Source organism: Cupriavidus sp. UME77, assembly GCF_014170355.1.
Lineage (GTDB): Bacteria > Pseudomonadota > Gammaproteobacteria > Burkholderiales > Burkholderiaceae > Cupriavidus > Cupriavidus basilensis.
The window spans coordinates 161,431-178,588 of sequence record NZ_LZZU01000043.1 but is presented as its reverse complement, the minus strand read 5'-3'; the positions used below and the strand labels follow the sequence as shown (position 1 = coordinate 178,588).

Genomic DNA, 17,158 nt, shown 5'->3' with positions numbered 1-17,158 from the left:
AGCATTGCATGAACTATCCTCATCCGCTGATCGCCCGTGAAGGCTGGCCGTTCCTGGCTGGCGCCTTTGTCATCTCGCTGCTGGTGCAGGTCAGCGCCGGCTTCTGGTGGGCCTTGCCGCTGTGGATCATTACACTGTTCGTGCTGCAGTTTTTCCGTGATCCGCCGCGGTCCGTTCCCACCCAGCCGAACGCTGTCCTGGCGCCCGCCGATGGCCGCATCGTGGTGGTCGAGAAGACCATGGACCCTTACGCGGGCCGCGAGGCGCTGAAGATCAGCGTCTTCATGAACGTGTTCAACGTACACTCCAACCGGGTGTCCGTGGACGGCAAGGTCGAGAAGGTCGAGTATTTCCCCGGCAAGTTCGTCAACGCCGACCTCGACAAGGCTTCGCTCGAGAACGAACGCAACGCCGTGGTCATCCGCCGTGCTGCAGACGGCAAGGTGGTGACCCTGGTACAGGTGGCCGGCCTGGTGGCCCGCCGCATCCTCTGCTACACCCGCGTCGGCGAGACGCTGTCGCGCGGCCAGCGCTATGGCTTCATCCGCTTTGGCTCGCGTGTCGACGTCTACCTGCCGGTGGATGCGCGCCCGCGCGTGACCATCGGCGAGAAGGTGTCGGCCTCGTCGACCATCCTGGCTGAGCTGGATTAATCCGGCGACGCCGGAACAGATCAGACCCACTGGAGAACAGGCATGGGTGCTTTCAACCGACGCAATAAGCGCGTTACCAATGGCAACGTGACCAACTTGCGTCCTTTCCGCCACAACCAGCTGCGTGGCAACGAGTCCGGCAATTTCGACGACGAAGCCGGGGACGATCACGACATCGAGTACGTGCGCCCGCGCCGGCGTGGCATTTACCTGCTGCCCAACGCGTTCACCACCGCGGCGCTGTTCGCCGGCTTCTTTGCCATCGTGCAGGCCATGAACATGCGCTTTGACAGCGCGGCCATCGCCATCTTCGCCGCGATGGTGCTCGACGGCATGGACGGGCGCGTCGCGCGCATCACCAACACGCAGAGCGCGTTTGGCGAGCAATACGATTCGTTGTCGGACATGACCTCGTTCGGTGTGGCGCCGGCGCTGGTGATGTATGAGTGGATCCTGCACGACCTGGGCAAGTGGGGCTGGATTGCCGCCTTTGTGTATTGCACCTGCGCCGCGCTGCGCCTGGCGCGCTTCAATGCCAATATCGGCGTGGTCGATAAGCGCTTCTTCCAGGGGCTGCCCAGCCCGGCGGCGGCGGCGCTGGTGGCCGGCTTCGTCTGGCTGGTGATCGACAACAAGCTGCCGGTCAAGGATCTGTGGATGCCCTGGGTGGCGTTCGGCATCACGCTGTATGCCGGGCTGTCGATGGTCTCCAACGCGCCGTTCTATAGCGGCAAGGCGCTCGACGTGCGCTATCGCGTGCCCTTCGGCATGATGGTGCTGGTGCTGGTCTTGTTCGTGGTGGTCTCGACGGATCCGCCGGTGGCGTTGTTCGGCCTGTTTGTCGCCTACGCCATTTCCGGCTACCTGCTGTGGGGCTGGCATGCGCTGCACGGCAAGCCGCCCGAAATCCGCAAGGTGCGGGACGGCGGGAACGATCGTTCCTGATCGCGGGTTGGTAAAAAGGCGCTACGGCGCCTTTTTTTACATTTGTTTTCCAGGTTGCCGCATTGCCGTGGCATTTGTCGTGGTTCACTGTAGCCTCGGTTGTACTGTAGTCCCCCTTGTTGTCCACTTATCACTGGAGGTTCTCATGGGCATGCTCGACTTCATCAAGGAAGCAGGAGAGAAACTGTTTGGCGGCAGCGCAGCGCAAGCCGCGCCCGCGGCGGCTCCGGCCGATGCGCCGGCGGCGGATGCCGATGCCGATGCGGCCAACCGCGCCGCCGGTGATGCCATCGAAGGCTATATCAAGCAGATGAACCTCGATGCCACCGGGCTGATGGTGCAGGTGGACGGCTCGCAGGGGCTGGTGACGGTGTTCGGCGTGGCGCCGGACCAGGCCACCCGCGAGAAGATCATCCTGTGCTGCGGCAATGTGCAAGGCGTGGACAAGGTCGACGACAAGATGTCGGTCAATGTCGACTCCACCGAATCGACCTGGCACACCGTGGTCAAGGGCGATACCCTGTGGGCGATCTCCCAGACGGCCTACGGCAACGGTGCGCTGTACACCGCGATCTTCGAAGCCAACGAGCCGATGTTGACACATCCGGACAAGATCTACCCCGGACAGAAGCTGCGCATCCCGCCCAAGGCCTGACAACGCAAGCAGGCCAGCAGGCCAGGGGGCATGGCGTCTCCCTGGCGTGCCTTTTCCGCTGCCTGCCCGATGCTTGCCTGATTGAGGCATCCATATTGCACACACCCGGCTTCTCGGCTATAGTCGCTCACATGATTTCGCGCCAAGCCCTACTCGCCCGCACCATTCTAGGTGGCCTACTAGGCCGTCAGGTCGGGACGCGTTCGCGCTGAGGGAAGCCAAGCCCCTCGCGCAAAGTCACACAGGATTTACAAACGCCCCGGCCTGCATCACTGCACGCCGGGGCGTTTTGCATTCAGCACGAATACAGCAGCACAGCAAAACGAAACGGCGAATGCCGAGACATCCACCCGATTCGCCGAATACAAAAGTCAGCCCAGGAGCCCCAACCATGTCCGACAAACTCATTATTTTCGACACCACCTTGCGCGATGGCGAGCAGTCGCCCGGCGCCTCCATGACCCGCGAGGAAAAGATCCGCATCGCGCGCCAGCTGGAGCGCCTGAAGGTCGACGTGATCGAAGCGGGCTTTGCCGCCAGCTCCAATGGCGACTTCGAAGCGATCCGCTCCATCGCCCAGGTCGTCAAGGATTCGACCATCTGCTCGCTGGCCCGCGCCAACGACCGCGATATCGCCCGCGCCGCGGAGGCGCTCAAGCCGGCCAACTCCTTCCGCATCCATACCTTCATCGCCACCTCGGCGCTGCATATGGAAAAGAAGCTGCGCATGACGCCGGACCAGGTGTTCGAGCAAGCCATCCTGGCGGTGCGCTTTGCGCGCCAGTTCACCGACGATATCGAGTTCTCGCCGGAAGACGGCAGCCGCTCGGACATGGATTTCCTGTGCCGCGTGCTGGAAGGCGTGATCAAGGAAGGCGCTACCACCATCAACCTGCCGGACACGGTGGGCTACGCCGTGCCGGAAGGCTACGCGGGCCTGATCCGCTCGGTGCGCGAACGCATCCCCAATTCCGACAAGGCCATCTGGTCTGTGCATTGCCACAACGACCTCGGCATGGCCGTGGCCAATTCGCTGGCGGCGGTCAAGCTCGGCGGTGCGCGCCAGGTCGAGTGCACCATCAACGGCCTCGGCGAGCGTGCCGGCAATACCAGCCTGGAAGAAGTCGTGATGGCGGTCAAGACGCGCCGCGACTACTTCGACATGGACGTCGGCGTGGACACGACGCAGATCGTGCCGGCTTCCAAGCTGGTGTCGCAGATCACCGGCTTCGTGGTGCAGCCCAACAAGGCCGTGGTGGGCGCCAACGCCTTCGCGCATGCTTCGGGCATCCACCAGGATGGCGTGCTGAAGGCGCGCGATACCTACGAGATCATGCGCGCGGAGGACGTGGGCTGGACCGCCAACAAGATCGTGCTGGGCAAGCTCTCGGGCCGCAACGCCTTCAAGCAACGCCTGCAGGAACTCGGCATCGAGCTGGAGAGCGAGGGCGAGGTCAATGCCGCGTTCACCCGCTTCAAGGAACTGGCCGACCAGAAGTCCGAGATCTTCGACGAAGACATCATGGCCATCGTTTCCGACGAGGCGCACGACGTCAACGAACACTTCCGCTTTATCTCCCTGTCGCAGCACTCCGAGACCGGCGAGCGCCCGCATGCGCGCGTGGTGTTCAACATGGACGGCAATGAGGTGACGGGTGAAGGCGAGGGCAATGGCCCGGTCGACGCCACGCTGCACGCCATCGAGGGCAAGGTCGCCAGCGGCGCCGAGCTGGTGCTGTATTCGGTCAATGCCATCACCGCCGGCACGCAGGCCCAGGGCGAAGTGACGGTCCGCTTGTCCAAGGGCGGGCGCATCGTCAACGGCGTGGGCACCGATCCCGATATCGTGGCCGCCTCGGCCAAGGCCTACCTGGCCGCGCTGAACAAGCTGCACGACAAGGCCGTGCAGAAGATCAACCCGCAGATCTGATCCCGATCTGACCGGTAAGCCCGCGGCCTATCCGGCCGCGGGGCTTGAATCGGCCCGCCGCATTCCCATGAGGATGACGGCGGGCTTTTTGCATTCTCCTGCCCTCAGCGGCGCCGGCCGGGCCCGTCCGCGAGCGGGTCTGGCGTGATCTGGGTCTGGCGCAGCACGCCGGCGTCGTCGAAATAGAAATTGAACATCGACGGCCAGTTGTCTTCATGCTTGAAGCGGTAAGACCACACTTCGCGCTTCATCAGCGGGTAGTACTGCTTGGGCTCGCGTGGCTTGCCGAAGTGTTGCTCCACGTCCAGCTTGGTCCACACATCGACTTTTGCCTTGTAGAGCTCGTTCGTCTGCAGCATCTGCCGGAACATGGTCAGATGGCCGCTGCTGTCGAAGTCAGCCGCGTAGGATTGCTGCCCGAAGGGTTGCTTGGAGTAGATCCATCGCTGTGTGCCGTCGGCTAGCTGGTAGGTATCGGTCGGCGTGCCGAAGCGGGCTTGTACGGCGGCTTCCGGTGCGCCCACCATGTCCTGGCCGACTTTGACCGGTTGCAGTGCCGAGCAGGCCGGCAGGATGGTTGCCGCTGTTGCTAGCACGAGCCACCGGGCGGCACGGCGCGACGATGAGGCTTTCATGGCAGTCCTCTTATTAAAATTCGTGATGACATGAATTATGAGTGTAGCGGCGCGCAAAAGTTGTGCGCGCCTCATGTGGCATGCGCGGCTTTTTGAGGGCAAGCGCTGCCATGGCACCGCCATCCTCGCCCAAATACCCGTTTCGCCACGAAAGCGATCCGATTTGCCTAGGCTGGGTCCCTGGCTTACCATGCAGCGCTTTGGCGGGAGATCACTCGATGTGGGCTAAACGATGGCTGGCGGGCTGTTTGCTGGCGGTGGCGGCGAGCGCCGGCGCGCAGGAGCCGATTCGTCTCGGTATGATCGAAGGTTTGTCCGGCCCCTTTGCCAACGCGGGCGACGCCGTGGTGCGCAACCTGCGGATCGCCATCGACCGCGTCAATGCGCGCGGTGGCGTGAAGACCGCGGAAGGCGCGCGGCCCCTTGAGCTGGTTACCTTCGATAGCAAAGGCAATGTCGACGAGAGCCTGATCCAGTTGCGCGGGCTGGTGGACAAGCGGATTCCCTTTGTCCTGCAAGGCAACAGCTCGGCGGTGGCTGGCGCGCTGGTCAGCGCGATCAATCGCCACAACAGCCGGCAGCCCGATGCCCGCGTGCTCTTCCTGAATTACTCGGCGGTCGATCCCACGCTGACCAATGAGGGGTGCAGCTTCTGGCACTTCCGCTTCGATGCCAGCGCCGATATGCGCATGCAGGCCCTGACCGAAGTCATTCGTGCCGATGCCGGCGTGCGGCGCGTCTACCTGATCGACCAGGACTACAGTTTCGGCCATCAGGTGTCGCGTTCGGCACGCGAGATGCTGGCGGTCAAACGGCCCGAGCTGCGCATCGTGGGCGATGAGTTCCACCCGATCGGCAAGATCAAGGACTTCGCCCCGTATATCGCCAAGATCAAGGCCAGCGGCGCGGATGCGGTGATCACGGGCAACTGGGGCAACGACCTCACGCTGATGATCAAGGCCGCGCGCGAGGGCGGGCTGCATGCCAAGTTCTACACCTTCTACGGCAACGGGCTGGGCGCGCCGGCGGCCATGGGAGACGCCGGGGTAGGGCGCGTGCTTGCGGTGGCGGAGTGGCACCCCAACGTGGGCGGCGCGGCCTCGGACGCGTTCTATCAGGCGTTCCGTGCCCGTTACCCCGAGCCCAAGGACGACTATGTTCACCTGCGCATGCAGATGATGGTGGAGATGCTCGCCCGGGCCATCGAGCAGGCGGGCTCGACCGACGCCGTCAAGGTGGCGCGTGCGCTGGAGGGCATGCGCTACGTCAACGACTTCCATGATGCGACGATCCGCGCCGACGACCACCAGGTGCTGCAGCCGCTCTACGTGTCGGTGATGGAGAAGCAGGGCGGCGATGTGCGCTTTGACAATGAAGGGTCGGGATATGGCTTTCGCACGGTGAGGAAGCTGAAGTCGGCGCAGACCATGTTGCCCACGACCTGCAAGATGGAGCGGTTCTAGCGGTTCCAGGCCTGCGTTGCCGCAAACGCCATCGCCGGCCCGTTTTCCGTTATAATCGCCCGCTGTCGTAGCCAGCCGGTTGTCAAAAACCGGTCCGGCGAGACAGTTGCCTGTATGTAGGACACGCACAAGGCACGACGCATGCGGCACATTTCGTGCTGTAGCGTTCGCAAGTGAAAAGGAAATTACCATGGCAGAAGCCCAAATCAGCAGCAAAACCGAAGTCATCAAGCAGTTCGCACGTGCCGCCAACGACACGGGTAGCCCCGAAGTCCAGGTCGCTCTGCTGACCACCCGCATCAACGAACTGACCCCCCACTTCAAGGCCAACATGAAGGATCACCACAGCCGCCGCGGTCTGCTGCGCATGGTGAGCCGTCGTCGTCGCCTGCTGGACTACCTCAAGGCCAACGATGCCGACCGTTATCGTTCGCTGATCGAGAAGCTCGGCCTGCGTAAGTAAGCAGCCAGGATTGTCCGGATGGCAGCACGAATGGATGCACTGCACGCCTTCGCGTGAGCCACTAATGCCTGCGTCAGCCTCGCTGATGCAGGCATTTTGTTTTTGCGGATGAAATGCCGCAGGTCCGGCCGTTGTCCGGTCGCTGTCCTGTCGATGTCCAGCGTTGCTGCAAGTGATTTTTGCTCTACTTGATGGTGCCATGGCCCCGGGGGCTGGCACACGTTGCGCCAAGACGTGCAACGGAGTAAGTTACTGTGTTCTTTAGCTTTTTTTAGCTTTTTTACTGTTAATCCATACCGGAGTCGGGCAAGGAAGCGGGGCTTTGTGTCATTCCAGCGCGGTATCTGCCCAGGCAGATGCCACGTACCAGCTACCAGCTATCAGGTATCGCGCTGGAATGGCATAGCACTTCCCTGTGACTGAGGCCGACGCTGATCCGGCAGTTCGCCCGCGGCTGCTAACGCGGGCGTTGCACAAGCGTGCAAGCATGAACAAAAGGAACGCTCATGACCATGTTCAACAAGATCGTCAAGGAATTCCAGTGGGGCCAGCACAAGGTGCGCCTGGAAACCGGCGAGGTTGCCCGCCAGGCTGGCGGTGCCGTGATCGTCGACATTGAAGACACCGTGGTGCTCGCCACCGTTGTCGCTGCCAAGTCGCCCAAGGCCGGCCAGGATTTCTTCCCGCTGACCGTCGACTACATCGAAAAGACCTACGCTGCCGGCAAGATCCCCGGTGGCTTCTTCAAGCGTGAAGGCCGTCCGTCGGAAAACGAGACGCTGACCTCGCGCCTGATCGACCGCCCGCTGCGCCCGCTGTTCCCGGAAGGCTTCTACAACGAAGTGCAAGTGGTCATCCACGTGCTGTCGCTGAACCCGGAAGTCCCGGCTGACATCCCCGCCCTGATCGGTGCCTCGGCTGCCCTGGCAGTGTCGGGCATTCCGTTCAGCGGCCCGGTCGGCGCGGCGCGCGTTGGCTACAAGGACGGCCAGTACCTGCTGAACCCGACCCGTTCGCAGATCGCCGCTTCGGAACTGGACCTGGTGGTTGCCGGTACCGAGCGCGCCGTGCTGATGGTGGAATCGGAAGCCCGCCAACTGTCGGAAGAGGTGATGCTGGGCGCCGTAGTCTACGGCCACGAGCAGATGCAGACGGCCATCAATGCCATCCATGACCTGGTGCGCGACGGCGGCAAGCCGGAGTGGGACTGGACCGCTGCACCGAAGAACGAAGCGCTGATCGCCAAGGTCGGCGAGATCGCCCTGCCGCTGCTGCAGGACGTCTACCAGCTGCGCCAGAAGTCGGCTCGCAGCCAAAAGCTCAAGGAAGTCTACGCCACCGTGGCGGCCAAGCTGGCCGAAGCCGGCGTGGAAGCCGACAAGGTCGAAGTGGGCAACGTGCTGTTCGACATCGAAGCCAAGATCGTGCGCAGCCAGGTGCTGTCGGGCGAACCGCGCATCGATGGCCGCGACACCCGCACCGTGCGCCCGATCGAGATCCGCTCGTCGGTGCTGCCGCGCGCTCACGGCTCGGCCATCTTCACCCGTGGCGAAACCCAGGCGCTGGTGGTTGCCACGCTGGGCACCAAGGGCGATGAGCAGATCATCGACGCGCTCGCCGGCGAATACCGCGACCGCTTCATGCTCCACTACAACATGCCTCCGTTTGCCACCGGCGAAACCGGTCGCGTGGGCAGCCCCAAGCGCCGCGAAATCGGCCACGGCCGCCTGGCCAAGCGCGCGCTGATCCCGGTCCTGCCGAAGGATGACGAATTCGCCTACACCATCCGCCTGGTGTCCGAAATCACCGAATCCAACGGCTCGTCGTCGATGGCTTCGGTGTGCGGCGGCTGCCTGGCGCTGATGGACGCGGGCGTTCCGATCAAGGCGCACGTGGCCGGCGTGGCCATGGGCCTGATCCTGGAAGGCAACAAGTTCGCCGTGCTGACCGACATCCTGGGCGACGAGGACCACCTCGGCGACATGGACTTCAAGGTCGCGGGTACCGACACCGGCATCACCGCGCTGCAGATGGACATCAAGGTCCAGGGCATCACCAAGGAAATCATGCAGGTCGCGCTGGCGCAAGCCAAGGAAGGCCGCCTGCATATCCTGGGCAAGATGCAGGACGCGATGGGCCATGCGCGCACCGAGCTGTCGGAGCACGCACCGCGCATGATCACCATGAAGATCCATCCGGACAAGATCCGCGAAGTGATCGGCAAGGGCGGCTCGACCATCCAGGCCCTGACCAAGGAAACCGGCACCACCATCGATATCCAGGAAGACGGCACCATCACCATCGCCTCGACCTCGACCGAAGGCATGGCCGAAGCCAAGCGCCGCATCGAAGGCATCACCGCGGAAGCCGAAGTGGGCAAGATCTACGCCGGCACCGTGCTCAAGCTGCTGGACTTTGGCGCCATCGTCAACATCCTGCCGGGCAAGGATGGCCTGCTGCATATCTCCGAGATCGTCAACGAACGCGTCAAGGACATCAAGGACTGGCTCAAGGAAGGCCAACACGTGCGCGTCAAGCTGATCCAGGCTGACGAGAAGGGCCGCCTGCGCCTGTCCCTGAAGGCCGCGCTGGCCGAAGAGGGCGGCAGCATCAGCCCGATCGCCAACACCAGCGAAGCACCGGCTGCTCCGGCAGCACCGGCAGCACCGGCAGCGCCGACGACGCCTTCGGCTGATCAGCAACAGCAGTAAGCGTTTTACGGTGCCGGCAGCACGACGGTACCCGTAGCAGAAAAAGCGGCTGGCGATGTCCAGCCGCTTTTTTGTTTACACTCCCGCCAGTCCCAACCCATGCGGCCCGGCTGTTCGGCCCGCCGCATGGCGGGTGCCCAGATTGATCCCCCCGCCATGCGTGCGCGAGCCCGCCGCATGCGCGAGGTCCCTAACCGCAAGGAACAGCAATGCAAGCCATCGAAATCCGCGAGTACGGCGCCCCCGAAGTCCTGCAACTGGCGCAACGCCCCGACCCGGTGCCCAAGGCCGGCGAGATCCTGATCCGCGTGGCCGCGGCCGGCATCAACCGTCCCGACGTATTCCAACGTACCGGCAACTACCCGGTGCCACCCGGCGCGTCCGACCTGCCGGGCCTGGAAGTGGCCGGCGTGGTCGCTGGCGGCGACCTGGCGCACCCCGACAACCGCTTCGGCCTGAAGCTGGGCGATCGCGTGTGCGCGCTGGTGCAGGGCGGCGGTTACGCCGAGTTGTGCGTGGCCCCCGCGGCGCAATGCCTGCCGGTGCCGGAGAGCCTGTCGGATGTCGAGGCGGCCGCGCTGCCGGAGACGTTCTTCACCGTATGGAGCAACGTATTCGATCGCGGCTACCTGGGCCGCGGCCCGCTGGGCAAGGATGAGACCCTGCTGATCCAGGGCGGCTCGAGCGGCATCGGCACGACTGCCATCCAGATCGCCAAGGCCCTGGGCCATAAAGTCTTCGTCACCGCCGGCAGTGCTGACAAGTGCCGTGCCTGCGAGGAACTGGGCGCCGACCGTGCCATCAACTACAAGACCGAGGACTTTGTCGCCGAGGTGAAAGCCCTGACCGGCGGCCGTGGCGCAGATGTCATCCTCGACATGGTGGCTGGCCCGTATCTGGCGCGCGAACTGTCCTGCGTCGCCGACGATGGCCGCATTGTGATCATCGCGCTGCTGGGCGGCGCCAAGGCCGAGATCCCGCTGGGCGATATCCTGCGCCGCCGTATCACCGTGACAGGCTCCACGCTGCGTCCCCGCCCGGTGGCGTTCAAGGGCGAGATCGCGCAGGCGCTGCACCAGCACGTGTGGCCGCTGCTGGCTGCGGGCAAGATCAAGCCGGTGATCCACCAGACCTTCCCGGCCGCCCAGGCCGCCGATGCGCATCGCCTGATGGAGTCCAGCGAGCACATCGGCAAGATCGTCCTGACCTGGTAATGCCGCTGCTAGCAGGTCGATAGCGGGCTGATGGCCGGGTGCGTCCGGGGCCTCGCGCCCCGGGCCGATTTCGGGGCCCTTCTGTGGCGTAGGGCCTTGGCCCGCGCTACAATAGCCGGTTTGATTGAGAGGGGCGCCCTGTGAGACAAAAGCTCGTTATCGGCAACTGGAAGATGCACGGCAGCCTGGCTGCCAATGTGACCTTGCTGGAAGCGATCAAGGCGGCGCCCGCAAGCGCGCGCCTGGCAGTATGCGCGCCGTTCCCGTATCTTGCGCAGTGCCAGGCGTTGCTGGCAGGGTCCGCGGTGGCCTGGGGCGCGCAGGACGTGTCCGCCGAGGCGCGCGGTGCCTTCACGGGCGAAGTCGCGGCCTCCATGCTGGCTGAGTTCGGTGTTTCGTATGCCCTGGTGGGGCATTCGGAGCGACGCAGCTACCATGGCGAGACGGATGCCACGGTGGCGGCCAAGGCGGTGCGCGCGCTGGAGTTCGGCATTGTGCCGGTGGTGTGCGTGGGCGAGAGCCTGGCGCAGCGCGAGGCAGGCGAGACCGAGGCCGTGGTAGGCCGTCAGCTTGGCGCCGTGCTCGAGGCCCTGTCGCTTGAGCAGCTCGGCCGCATCGTGCTGGCCTATGAGCCGGTGTGGGCGATTGGCACGGGCAAGACCGCAAGCAGCGAGCAGGCCCAGGCCGTGCACGCTTTCCTGCGCGCCCAGGTGGCGGCGCGCGACGCAGGCGTGGCCGCTCGCATGGCCATGTTGTACGGCGGCAGCGTGAAGCCGGACAATGCGGCAGAACTATTTTCCATGCCCGACATCGACGGGGGCCTTATCGGAGGCGCCTCGCTGAAGTCGGACGATTTCCTCGCGATCGGCAACGCCTGAATGCCGGCCGCTCATAGGGTCTGATCAGGCAAGCGAATCGAACCAAATGGCAATTTTCAAAACTTTGTTGGTAGTGGCGCAGGTACTGTCCGCGCTTGGCGTGATTGGCCTGGTGCTGCTGCAGCATGGCAAGGGCGCCGATGTCGGTGCGGCGTTCGGCTCGGGGGCCTCGGGCAGCCTGTTCGGCGCCACCGGCTCGGCCAACTTCCTGTCGCGTACCACCGCCGTGCTGGCGACGCTGTTCTTCATCTGCACGCTGAGCCTGACGCTGATGGGCAACTATCGGCCGGCAGCTTCGCTGGGCGTGATGGGCTCCGCGCCCGCGGTGGCACCGGCGGTGGCGGGGGCCTCGGCGCCTGCTGCTGCATCGGCTGCCGCGGCCTCGAATCCTTCTGCGCCTGCTGTACCGAAATAATCAACGAGCCTTGTGACTTATTCTTGAAGATTTTTGCTGTTGTGCATTGAACAAAACAAGAATCCTAGGTTAGAATACAAGGCTTGAAACGATCCCCCAGCGACGGGGCTCCAGCCAGGATAAAGTAGCATCCCAGCCAGAGTTCCGAAGGGTGTAAAAACCCAGGGCCCTGAAAAGCCCGGCGCGAGGCAATATTGTTTCTCCCCCAGCCGACGTGGTGAAATTGGTAGACACGCTATCTTGAGGGGGTAGTGGCGAAAGCTGTGCGAGTTCGAGTCTCGCCGTCGGCACCAAACAACTTGATCGGGGCATACGTCCGGAAACCATCCCGGATGTATGCCCCGGCCAGTCCGCAAGGCGGCGTCGTAATTTCTACGGAATGGCGCTTGGGGTGGGCAACAGGACGCCGCTTACCGCTGGTGCTGTTGACAACATTCCAGATAAGGCTGGCCGTACCTTGAATCTCGAAGCCTACTTCCCCGTCCTCATCTTCATCATCTTCGGTGTCGTGCTCGGCATTGCACTGATGTCGATTGGCCGAATTCTCGGTCCAAACAAACCTGATCCCGCGAAGCTCTCTCCGTACGAGTGCGGCTTCGAAGCGTTCGAGGACGCGCGCATGAAGTTCGACGTGCGCTACTACCTCATCGCTATTCTTTTTATCCTGTTCGATCTCGAGACCGCCTTCCTGTTTCCCTGGGGTGTAGCCCTGCGGGATATCGGCTGGCCGGGTTTCTTCGCCATGGGCGTGTTTCTGCTGGAATTCATCGTGGGCTTCGTCTACATCTGGAAAAAGGGCGCGCTCGATTGGGAGTGATGTGATATGGCAATCGAAGGCGTTCTCAATGAAGGCTTCGTCACGACTACCGCTGACAAGCTGATCAACTGGACCCGCACCGGGTCGCTCTGGCCGATGACCTTTGGCCTGGCGTGCTGCGCTGTGGAAATGATGCATGCCGGCGCCGCGCGCTACGACATGGACCGCTTCGGCGTGATTTTCCGCCCGTCGCCGCGCCAGTCGGACGTGATGATCGTGGCCGGCACGCTGTGCAACAAGATGGCCCCCGCGCTGCGCAAGGTCTATGACCAGATGGCAGAGCCGCGCTGGGTGATCTCGATGGGTTCCTGCGCAAATGGCGGTGGCTACTATCACTACTCGTATTCGGTGGTGCGTGGTTGCGATCGGATCGTGCCGGTGGATATCTATGTGCCTGGCTGCCCCCCGACGGCGGAAGCGCTGATCTACGGCATCATCCAGCTGCAGAACAAGATCCGTCGCACCAACACCATCGCGCGCAAGGGCTGACATGTCGAACCTCGATACTCTGAAGGCCGCGCTCGAAAAGGTACTGGGCAAGCGTATCCAGAAACTGGTAGAGGCGCTAGGCGAGATTACCCTTATCGTCAAGGCCGATGACTACCTGGAAAGCGCGCTGATGCTGCGCGACGATCCCTCACTGCATTTTGAGCAACTGCTCGATGTGTGCGGCGTCGACTATTCCACCTATGGCGACGGTGCCTGGGACGGCCCCCGTTTCGCGGCCGTGACGCACCTGATCTCGATCAAGCATAACTGGCGCCTGCGCGTACGTGTGTTCGCGCCGGACGACGACGTGCCCGTGGTGCCCTCGCTGACCGACGTCTGGAACTCGGCGAACTGGTTCGAGCGCGAAGCGTTCGACTTCTACGGCATCGTGTTCGAAGGTCACAACGACCTGCGCCGCCTGCTGACCGACTACGGTTTCGTCGGCCACCCGTTCCGCAAGGATTTCCCGGTCTCGGGCTACGTCGAGATGCGCTACGACCCCGAGCAAAAGCGGGTGATCTATCAGCCCGTCACGATCGAGCCGCGCGAGGTCACGCCCCGCGTGATCCGCGAAGAGAATTACGGCGGCTTGCAGCACTGAGAACGCGCAATGGCAGACATCAAGAATTACACCCTTAACTTCGGTCCGCAGCACCCTGCGGCACACGGCGTGCTGCGCCTTGTGCTGGAGCTGGACGGCGAAGTCATCCAGCGTGCCGACCCCCATATCGGCCTGCTGCACCGTGCCACCGAAAAGCTGGCCGAGCAGAAGACCTGGATCCAGAGCGTGCCGTACATGGACCGCCTCGACTATGTGTCGATGATGGTCAACGAGCACGCCTACGTGATGGCCATCGAGAAGATGCTGGGTCTCGAGGTGCCGATCCGTGCGCAATACATCCGCGTGATGTTCGACGAAATCACGCGCTTGCTGAACCACCTGATGTGGATCGGCTCGCACGCGCTCGACGTGGGCGCGATGGCGGTGTTCCTGTACGCCTTCCGCGAACGCGAAGACATGTTCGACATGTACGAGGCGGTGTCGGGCGCGCGCATGCACGCGGCCTACTACCGTCCGGGCGGCGTGTACCGCGACCTGCCGGACACGATGCCGCAATACAAGGCGTCGAAGATCCACAACGAGCGCGCCATCAAGGCCATGAACGAAGCGCGTTCGGGCTCGCTGCTGGATTTCATCGAGGACTTCACCAACCGCTTCCCGAAGTACGTCGACGAATACGAGACGCTGCTGACGGACAACCGGATCTGGAAGCAACGCCTGGTCGGCATCGGCGTGGTGAGCCCCGAACGTGCGCTGCAGATGGGCTTTACCGGCCCGATGCTGCGCGGCTCCGGCATCGAGTGGGACCTGCGCAAGAAGCAGCCCTACGAAGTGTACGACCGCATGGACTTCCAGGTGCCGGTGGGCGTGGGTGGCGATTGCTACTCCCGCTACCTGGTGCGCGTGGAAGAAATGCGCCAGTCCAACAACATCATCAAGCAGTGCATCGACTGGCTGCGCCGCAATCCGGGCCCGGTGATGAGCGACAACCATAAGGTTGCACCGCCGTCGCGCGTGGACATGAAGTCGAACATGGAAGAGCTGATCCACCACTTCAAGCTCTTCACCGAAGGCATTCACGTGCCCGAAGGCGAGACTTATGCGGCAGTGGAGCACCCGAAGGGCGAGTTCGGCATCTATGCCATCTCCGACGGTGCGAACAAGCCGTATCGCCTGAAGATCCGTGCCCCGGGCTTTGCCCATCTGGCCGCGCTGGATGAAATGGCCAAGGGCCACATGATTGCGGATGCGGTAACGATCATCGGTACGCAAGACATCGTCTTCGGCGAAATCGACCGCTGACGAGCTAACAAGAGCCGCCGGCCCCGGACGACGATCCGGGCGCCCCTGGCACGGACCCACAAAAGATCGTGTCCGGTCACGGGAAACCCGCGGTGAGCCCGGCATGCCTTTGACATGCGGGCTGCAACGGCAGCGACGGCTGCAAACCTGTGGGATGCGCGCCATGTGGCGGCGCAGATCCACAAATGACACGGCGTATTACAGCAACGACCATGCTATCAGCAGAAGCTCTCAAGGAAATCGATCGCGCGATCGCCAAGTATCCGGCTGACCAGAAGCAGTCGGCCGTGATGGCGGCGTTGGCCGTGGCGCAGGGCGAAGTGGGCTGGGTCTCCCCGGAAGTCATGCAGTTTGTTGCCAGCTACCTCGACATGCCGCCGGTATGGGTCGAGGAGGTTGCAACCTTCTACAACATGTACGACACCAAGCCGGTCGGCAAGTACAAGCTGACCGTCTGCACCAACCTGCCGTGCGCACTCTCCGGCGGCGAACGTGCCGGCGACTACCTCAAGCAAAAGCTGGGGATCGGCTACAACGAAACCACCCCGTGCGGCACCTTCACCCTCAAGGAAGGCGAGTGCATGGGTGCCTGCGGCGACGCACCGGTGATGATCGTCAACAATACACGCATGTGCAGCCATATGAGCGACGCCAAGCTGGACGCGCTCGTCGACGAGCTCAAGGCCGCCGGCAGCACTGCAGCCAAGGGAGATAAGTAACATGACCTCTCTGCACGACCGTCATATCAAGCCGCTGATCCTGGCTGGCCTCGATGGCAGCAACTGGCACCTCGACGACTACGTCAAGCGCGGTGGCTACCAGCAGCTCAAGCGCATCCTGACCGAGAAGATCACGCCCGAGCAGGTGATCGCGGACGTCAAGGCCTCGGGCCTGCGCGGCCGTGGCGGCGCGGGCTTTCCCACCGGCCTGAAGTGGAGCTTCATGCCGCGTCAGTTCCCCGGCCAGAAATACCTGGTCTGCAACACCGACGAGGGCGAGCCCGGTACCTTCAAGGACCGCGACATCATCCGCTACAACCCGCATGCGCTGATCGAAGGCATGGCCATCGGTGCGTACGCGATGGGCATCACCGTGGGCTACAACTACATCCACGGCGAGATCTGGAACGAGTACAAGATCTTCGAGCAAGCCCTCGAAGAGGCGCGTGCCGCCGGCTTCCTGGGTGACAACATCCTGGGCTCGGGCTTCGACTTCCAGCTGCACGCCCACCACGGCTACGGCGCCTACATCTGTGGCGAGGAAACCGCGCTGCTCGAATCGCTGGAAGGCAAGAAAGGCCAGCCGCGCTTCAAGCCGCCGTTCCCGGCCAGCTTCGGCCTGTACGGCAAGCCGACCACCATCAACAACACGGAAACGTTTGCCGCGGTGCCGTTCCTGTTGTCGATCGGGCCGGAAAACTACCTGAAGATGGGCAAGCCGAACAACGGCGGCTCCAAGATCTTCTCGATCTCCGGTGACGTCGAGCGCCCCGGCAACTACGAGATCCCGCTGGGCACGCCGTTCGCGACCCTGCTGGAACTCGCCGGCGGCATGCGCGGCGGCAAGCGCATCAAGGCAGTGATCCCGGGCGGCTCGTCCGCCCCGGTGGTGCCGGGCGACATGATGATGGCGTCCGACATGGATTATGACTCGATCGCCAAGGCCGGCTCGATGCTGGGCTCGGGCGCGGTGATCGTGATGGACGAGACGCGCTGCATGGTTCGCTCGCTGCTGCGTCTGTCGTATTTCTACTTTGAAGAATCGTGCGGCCAGTGCACGCCGTGTCGTGAAGGCACAGGCTGGCTCTATCGCATGGTGAATCGTATCGAACACGGAGAAGGGCGCCAGGAAGATCTGGACCTGCTCAATAACGTCGCTGAAAACATCATGGGCCGCACTATCTGCGCGCTTGGTGATGCGGCAGCGATGCCGGTCCGCGGCATGCTCAAGCACTACTGGAAAGAGTTCGAATATCACGTCGAACACAAGCAGTGCATGGTTCCGGCCTACTCTTAAGCGTGGCAGA

Annotated in this window: 17 protein-coding genes and 1 tRNA gene; 17 read left to right on the top strand and 1 reads right to left on the bottom strand. The window is 63.2% G+C overall.

Features of this window, described 5'->3' with window-relative positions; translation table 11 throughout:
• The first annotated feature begins 8 nt into the window (after positions 1–8).
• From A9975_RS16010 to A9975_RS15995, 4 genes are all read left to right on the top strand, one after another.
• Positions 9–653 carry a phosphatidylserine decarboxylase gene (locus tag A9975_RS16010; protein ID WP_150983736.1) on the top strand — a complete coding sequence of 215 codons (645 nt, stop codon included), beginning with the start codon at positions 9–11 and terminating at the stop codon, positions 651–653.
• Positions 654–695: 42 nt separating this feature from the next.
• Complete coding sequence (pssA, locus tag A9975_RS16005) at positions 696–1,598, top strand: CDP-diacylglycerol--serine O-phosphatidyltransferase (protein WP_150983737.1); 903 nt, start codon at positions 696–698, stop codon at positions 1,596–1,598.
• 145 nt (positions 1,599–1,743) lie between these two features.
• Entirely contained in the window at positions 1,744–2,253 is a 510-nt protein-coding gene (gene lysM / locus A9975_RS16000) for a peptidoglycan-binding protein LysM (protein WP_150983738.1), read from the top strand.
• A 391-nt stretch (positions 2,254–2,644) separates the two neighbouring features.
• Positions 2,645–4,183: a 2-isopropylmalate synthase gene (locus tag A9975_RS15995; protein WP_183033678.1), complete on the top strand. Its 1,539-nt coding sequence runs from the start codon at positions 2,645–2,647 to the stop codon at positions 4,181–4,183.
• Between the two features lie 104 nt (positions 4,184–4,287).
• Here the strand turns inward: A9975_RS15995 and A9975_RS15990 are convergent, their stop codons facing one another.
• Positions 4,288–4,818, bottom strand: coding sequence for a hypothetical protein (locus A9975_RS15990; protein WP_183033676.1), 531 nt, complete (start codon positions 4,816–4,818; stop codon positions 4,288–4,290).
• Between the two features lie 218 nt (positions 4,819–5,036).
• Between A9975_RS15990 and A9975_RS15985 the strand changes: the two genes are divergently transcribed.
• The 13 genes from A9975_RS15985 to nuoF all read left to right on the top strand — a co-directional run bounded on the left by A9975_RS15985 (position 5,037) and on the right by nuoF (position 17,148).
• Positions 5,037–6,281 carry a branched-chain amino acid ABC transporter substrate-binding protein gene (locus tag A9975_RS15985; RefSeq protein WP_183033674.1) on the top strand — a complete coding sequence of 415 codons (1,245 nt, stop codon included), beginning with the start codon at positions 5,037–5,039 and terminating at the stop codon, positions 6,279–6,281.
• Positions 6,282–6,471: 190 nt separating this feature from the next.
• On the top strand, positions 6,472–6,744 hold the full coding sequence (gene rpsO / locus A9975_RS15980) for a 30S ribosomal protein S15 (RefSeq protein ID WP_006156843.1): 273 nt from the start codon (positions 6,472–6,474) through the stop codon (positions 6,742–6,744).
• A 506-nt stretch (positions 6,745–7,250) separates the two neighbouring features.
• Entirely contained in the window at positions 7,251–9,455 is a 2,205-nt protein-coding gene (gene pnp, locus A9975_RS15975; RefSeq protein ID WP_043344729.1) for a polyribonucleotide nucleotidyltransferase, read from the top strand.
• A 209-nt stretch (positions 9,456–9,664) separates the two neighbouring features.
• Positions 9,665–10,669 (top strand): NAD(P)H-quinone oxidoreductase, encoded by a 1,005-nt coding sequence (locus A9975_RS15970; protein ID WP_150983743.1) that lies wholly within the window; start codon positions 9,665–9,667, stop codon positions 10,667–10,669.
• Between the two features lie 140 nt (positions 10,670–10,809).
• Complete coding sequence (gene tpiA / locus A9975_RS15965; protein WP_183033672.1) at positions 10,810–11,547, top strand: triose-phosphate isomerase; 738 nt, start codon at positions 10,810–10,812, stop codon at positions 11,545–11,547.
• Between the two features lie 46 nt (positions 11,548–11,593).
• Positions 11,594–11,962, top strand: coding sequence for a preprotein translocase subunit SecG (gene secG, locus A9975_RS15960; RefSeq protein WP_150983745.1), 369 nt, complete (start codon positions 11,594–11,596; stop codon positions 11,960–11,962).
• Positions 11,963–12,170: 208 nt separating this feature from the next.
• Positions 12,171–12,255 (top strand) — tRNA-Leu (locus tag A9975_RS15955).
• 164 nt (positions 12,256–12,419) lie between these two features.
• Positions 12,420–12,779, top strand: a complete 360-nt coding sequence (locus A9975_RS15950) for an NADH-quinone oxidoreductase subunit A (protein ID WP_006156838.1) — start codon at positions 12,420–12,422, stop codon at positions 12,777–12,779.
• A 6-nt stretch (positions 12,780–12,785) separates the two neighbouring features.
• Positions 12,786–13,268, top strand: coding sequence for an NADH-quinone oxidoreductase subunit B family protein (locus A9975_RS15945; RefSeq protein WP_006156837.1), 483 nt, complete (start codon positions 12,786–12,788; stop codon positions 13,266–13,268).
• 1 nt (position 13,269) lies between these two features.
• The gene (locus A9975_RS15940; protein WP_174426495.1) at positions 13,270–13,869 is read left to right on the top strand and encodes an NADH-quinone oxidoreductase subunit C; all 600 of its coding nucleotides are present in this window, start codon (positions 13,270–13,272) and stop codon (positions 13,867–13,869) included.
• Between the two features lie 9 nt (positions 13,870–13,878).
• Positions 13,879–15,132, top strand: coding sequence for an NADH-quinone oxidoreductase subunit D (locus A9975_RS15935; RefSeq protein ID WP_006156835.1), 1,254 nt, complete (start codon positions 13,879–13,881; stop codon positions 15,130–15,132).
• 212 nt (positions 15,133–15,344) lie between these two features.
• Positions 15,345–15,851 carry an NADH-quinone oxidoreductase subunit NuoE gene (nuoE, locus tag A9975_RS15930; RefSeq protein ID WP_006156834.1) on the top strand — a complete coding sequence of 169 codons (507 nt, stop codon included), beginning with the start codon at positions 15,345–15,347 and terminating at the stop codon, positions 15,849–15,851.
• A gap of 1 nt (position 15,852) precedes the next feature.
• The gene (gene nuoF / locus A9975_RS15925) at positions 15,853–17,148 is read left to right on the top strand and encodes an NADH-quinone oxidoreductase subunit NuoF (RefSeq protein ID WP_043344740.1); all 1,296 of its coding nucleotides are present in this window, start codon (positions 15,853–15,855) and stop codon (positions 17,146–17,148) included.
• Positions 17,149–17,158 lie beyond the last annotated feature (10 nt).

What these genes read in the sequence shown, in the direction of transcription:
- A9975_RS15970 (WP_150983743.1), top strand. Translation starts at nt 9,665, where the DNA reads ATGCAAGCCATCGAAATCCGCGAGTACGGCGCCCCCGAAGTCCTGCAA.
- A9975_RS15990 (WP_183033676.1), bottom strand. Translation starts at nt 4,818, where the DNA reads ATGAAAGCCTCATCGTCGCGCCGTGCCGCCCGGTGGCTCGTGCTAGCA.
- rpsO (WP_006156843.1), top strand. Translation starts at nt 6,472, where the DNA reads ATGGCAGAAGCCCAAATCAGCAGCAAAACCGAAGTCATCAAGCAGTTC.
- A9975_RS15945 (WP_006156837.1), top strand. Translation starts at nt 12,786, where the DNA reads ATGGCAATCGAAGGCGTTCTCAATGAAGGCTTCGTCACGACTACCGCT.
- A9975_RS16010 (WP_150983736.1), top strand. Translation starts at nt 9, where the DNA reads ATGAACTATCCTCATCCGCTGATCGCCCGTGAAGGCTGGCCGTTCCTG.
- A9975_RS15985 (WP_183033674.1), top strand. Translation starts at nt 5,037, where the DNA reads ATGTGGGCTAAACGATGGCTGGCGGGCTGTTTGCTGGCGGTGGCGGCG.
- A9975_RS15995 (WP_183033678.1), top strand. Translation starts at nt 2,645, where the DNA reads ATGTCCGACAAACTCATTATTTTCGACACCACCTTGCGCGATGGCGAG.
- lysM (WP_150983738.1), top strand. Translation starts at nt 1,744, where the DNA reads ATGGGCATGCTCGACTTCATCAAGGAAGCAGGAGAGAAACTGTTTGGC.
- pssA (WP_150983737.1), top strand. Translation starts at nt 696, where the DNA reads ATGGGTGCTTTCAACCGACGCAATAAGCGCGTTACCAATGGCAACGTG.
- secG (WP_150983745.1), top strand. Translation starts at nt 11,594, where the DNA reads ATGGCAATTTTCAAAACTTTGTTGGTAGTGGCGCAGGTACTGTCCGCG.
- pnp (WP_043344729.1), top strand. Translation starts at nt 7,251, where the DNA reads ATGACCATGTTCAACAAGATCGTCAAGGAATTCCAGTGGGGCCAGCAC.
- A9975_RS15935 (WP_006156835.1), top strand. Translation starts at nt 13,879, where the DNA reads ATGGCAGACATCAAGAATTACACCCTTAACTTCGGTCCGCAGCACCCT.
- A9975_RS15940 (WP_174426495.1), top strand. Translation starts at nt 13,270, where the DNA reads ATGTCGAACCTCGATACTCTGAAGGCCGCGCTCGAAAAGGTACTGGGC.
- nuoE (WP_006156834.1), top strand. Translation starts at nt 15,345, where the DNA reads ATGCTATCAGCAGAAGCTCTCAAGGAAATCGATCGCGCGATCGCCAAG.
- nuoF (WP_043344740.1), top strand. Translation starts at nt 15,853, where the DNA reads ATGACCTCTCTGCACGACCGTCATATCAAGCCGCTGATCCTGGCTGGC.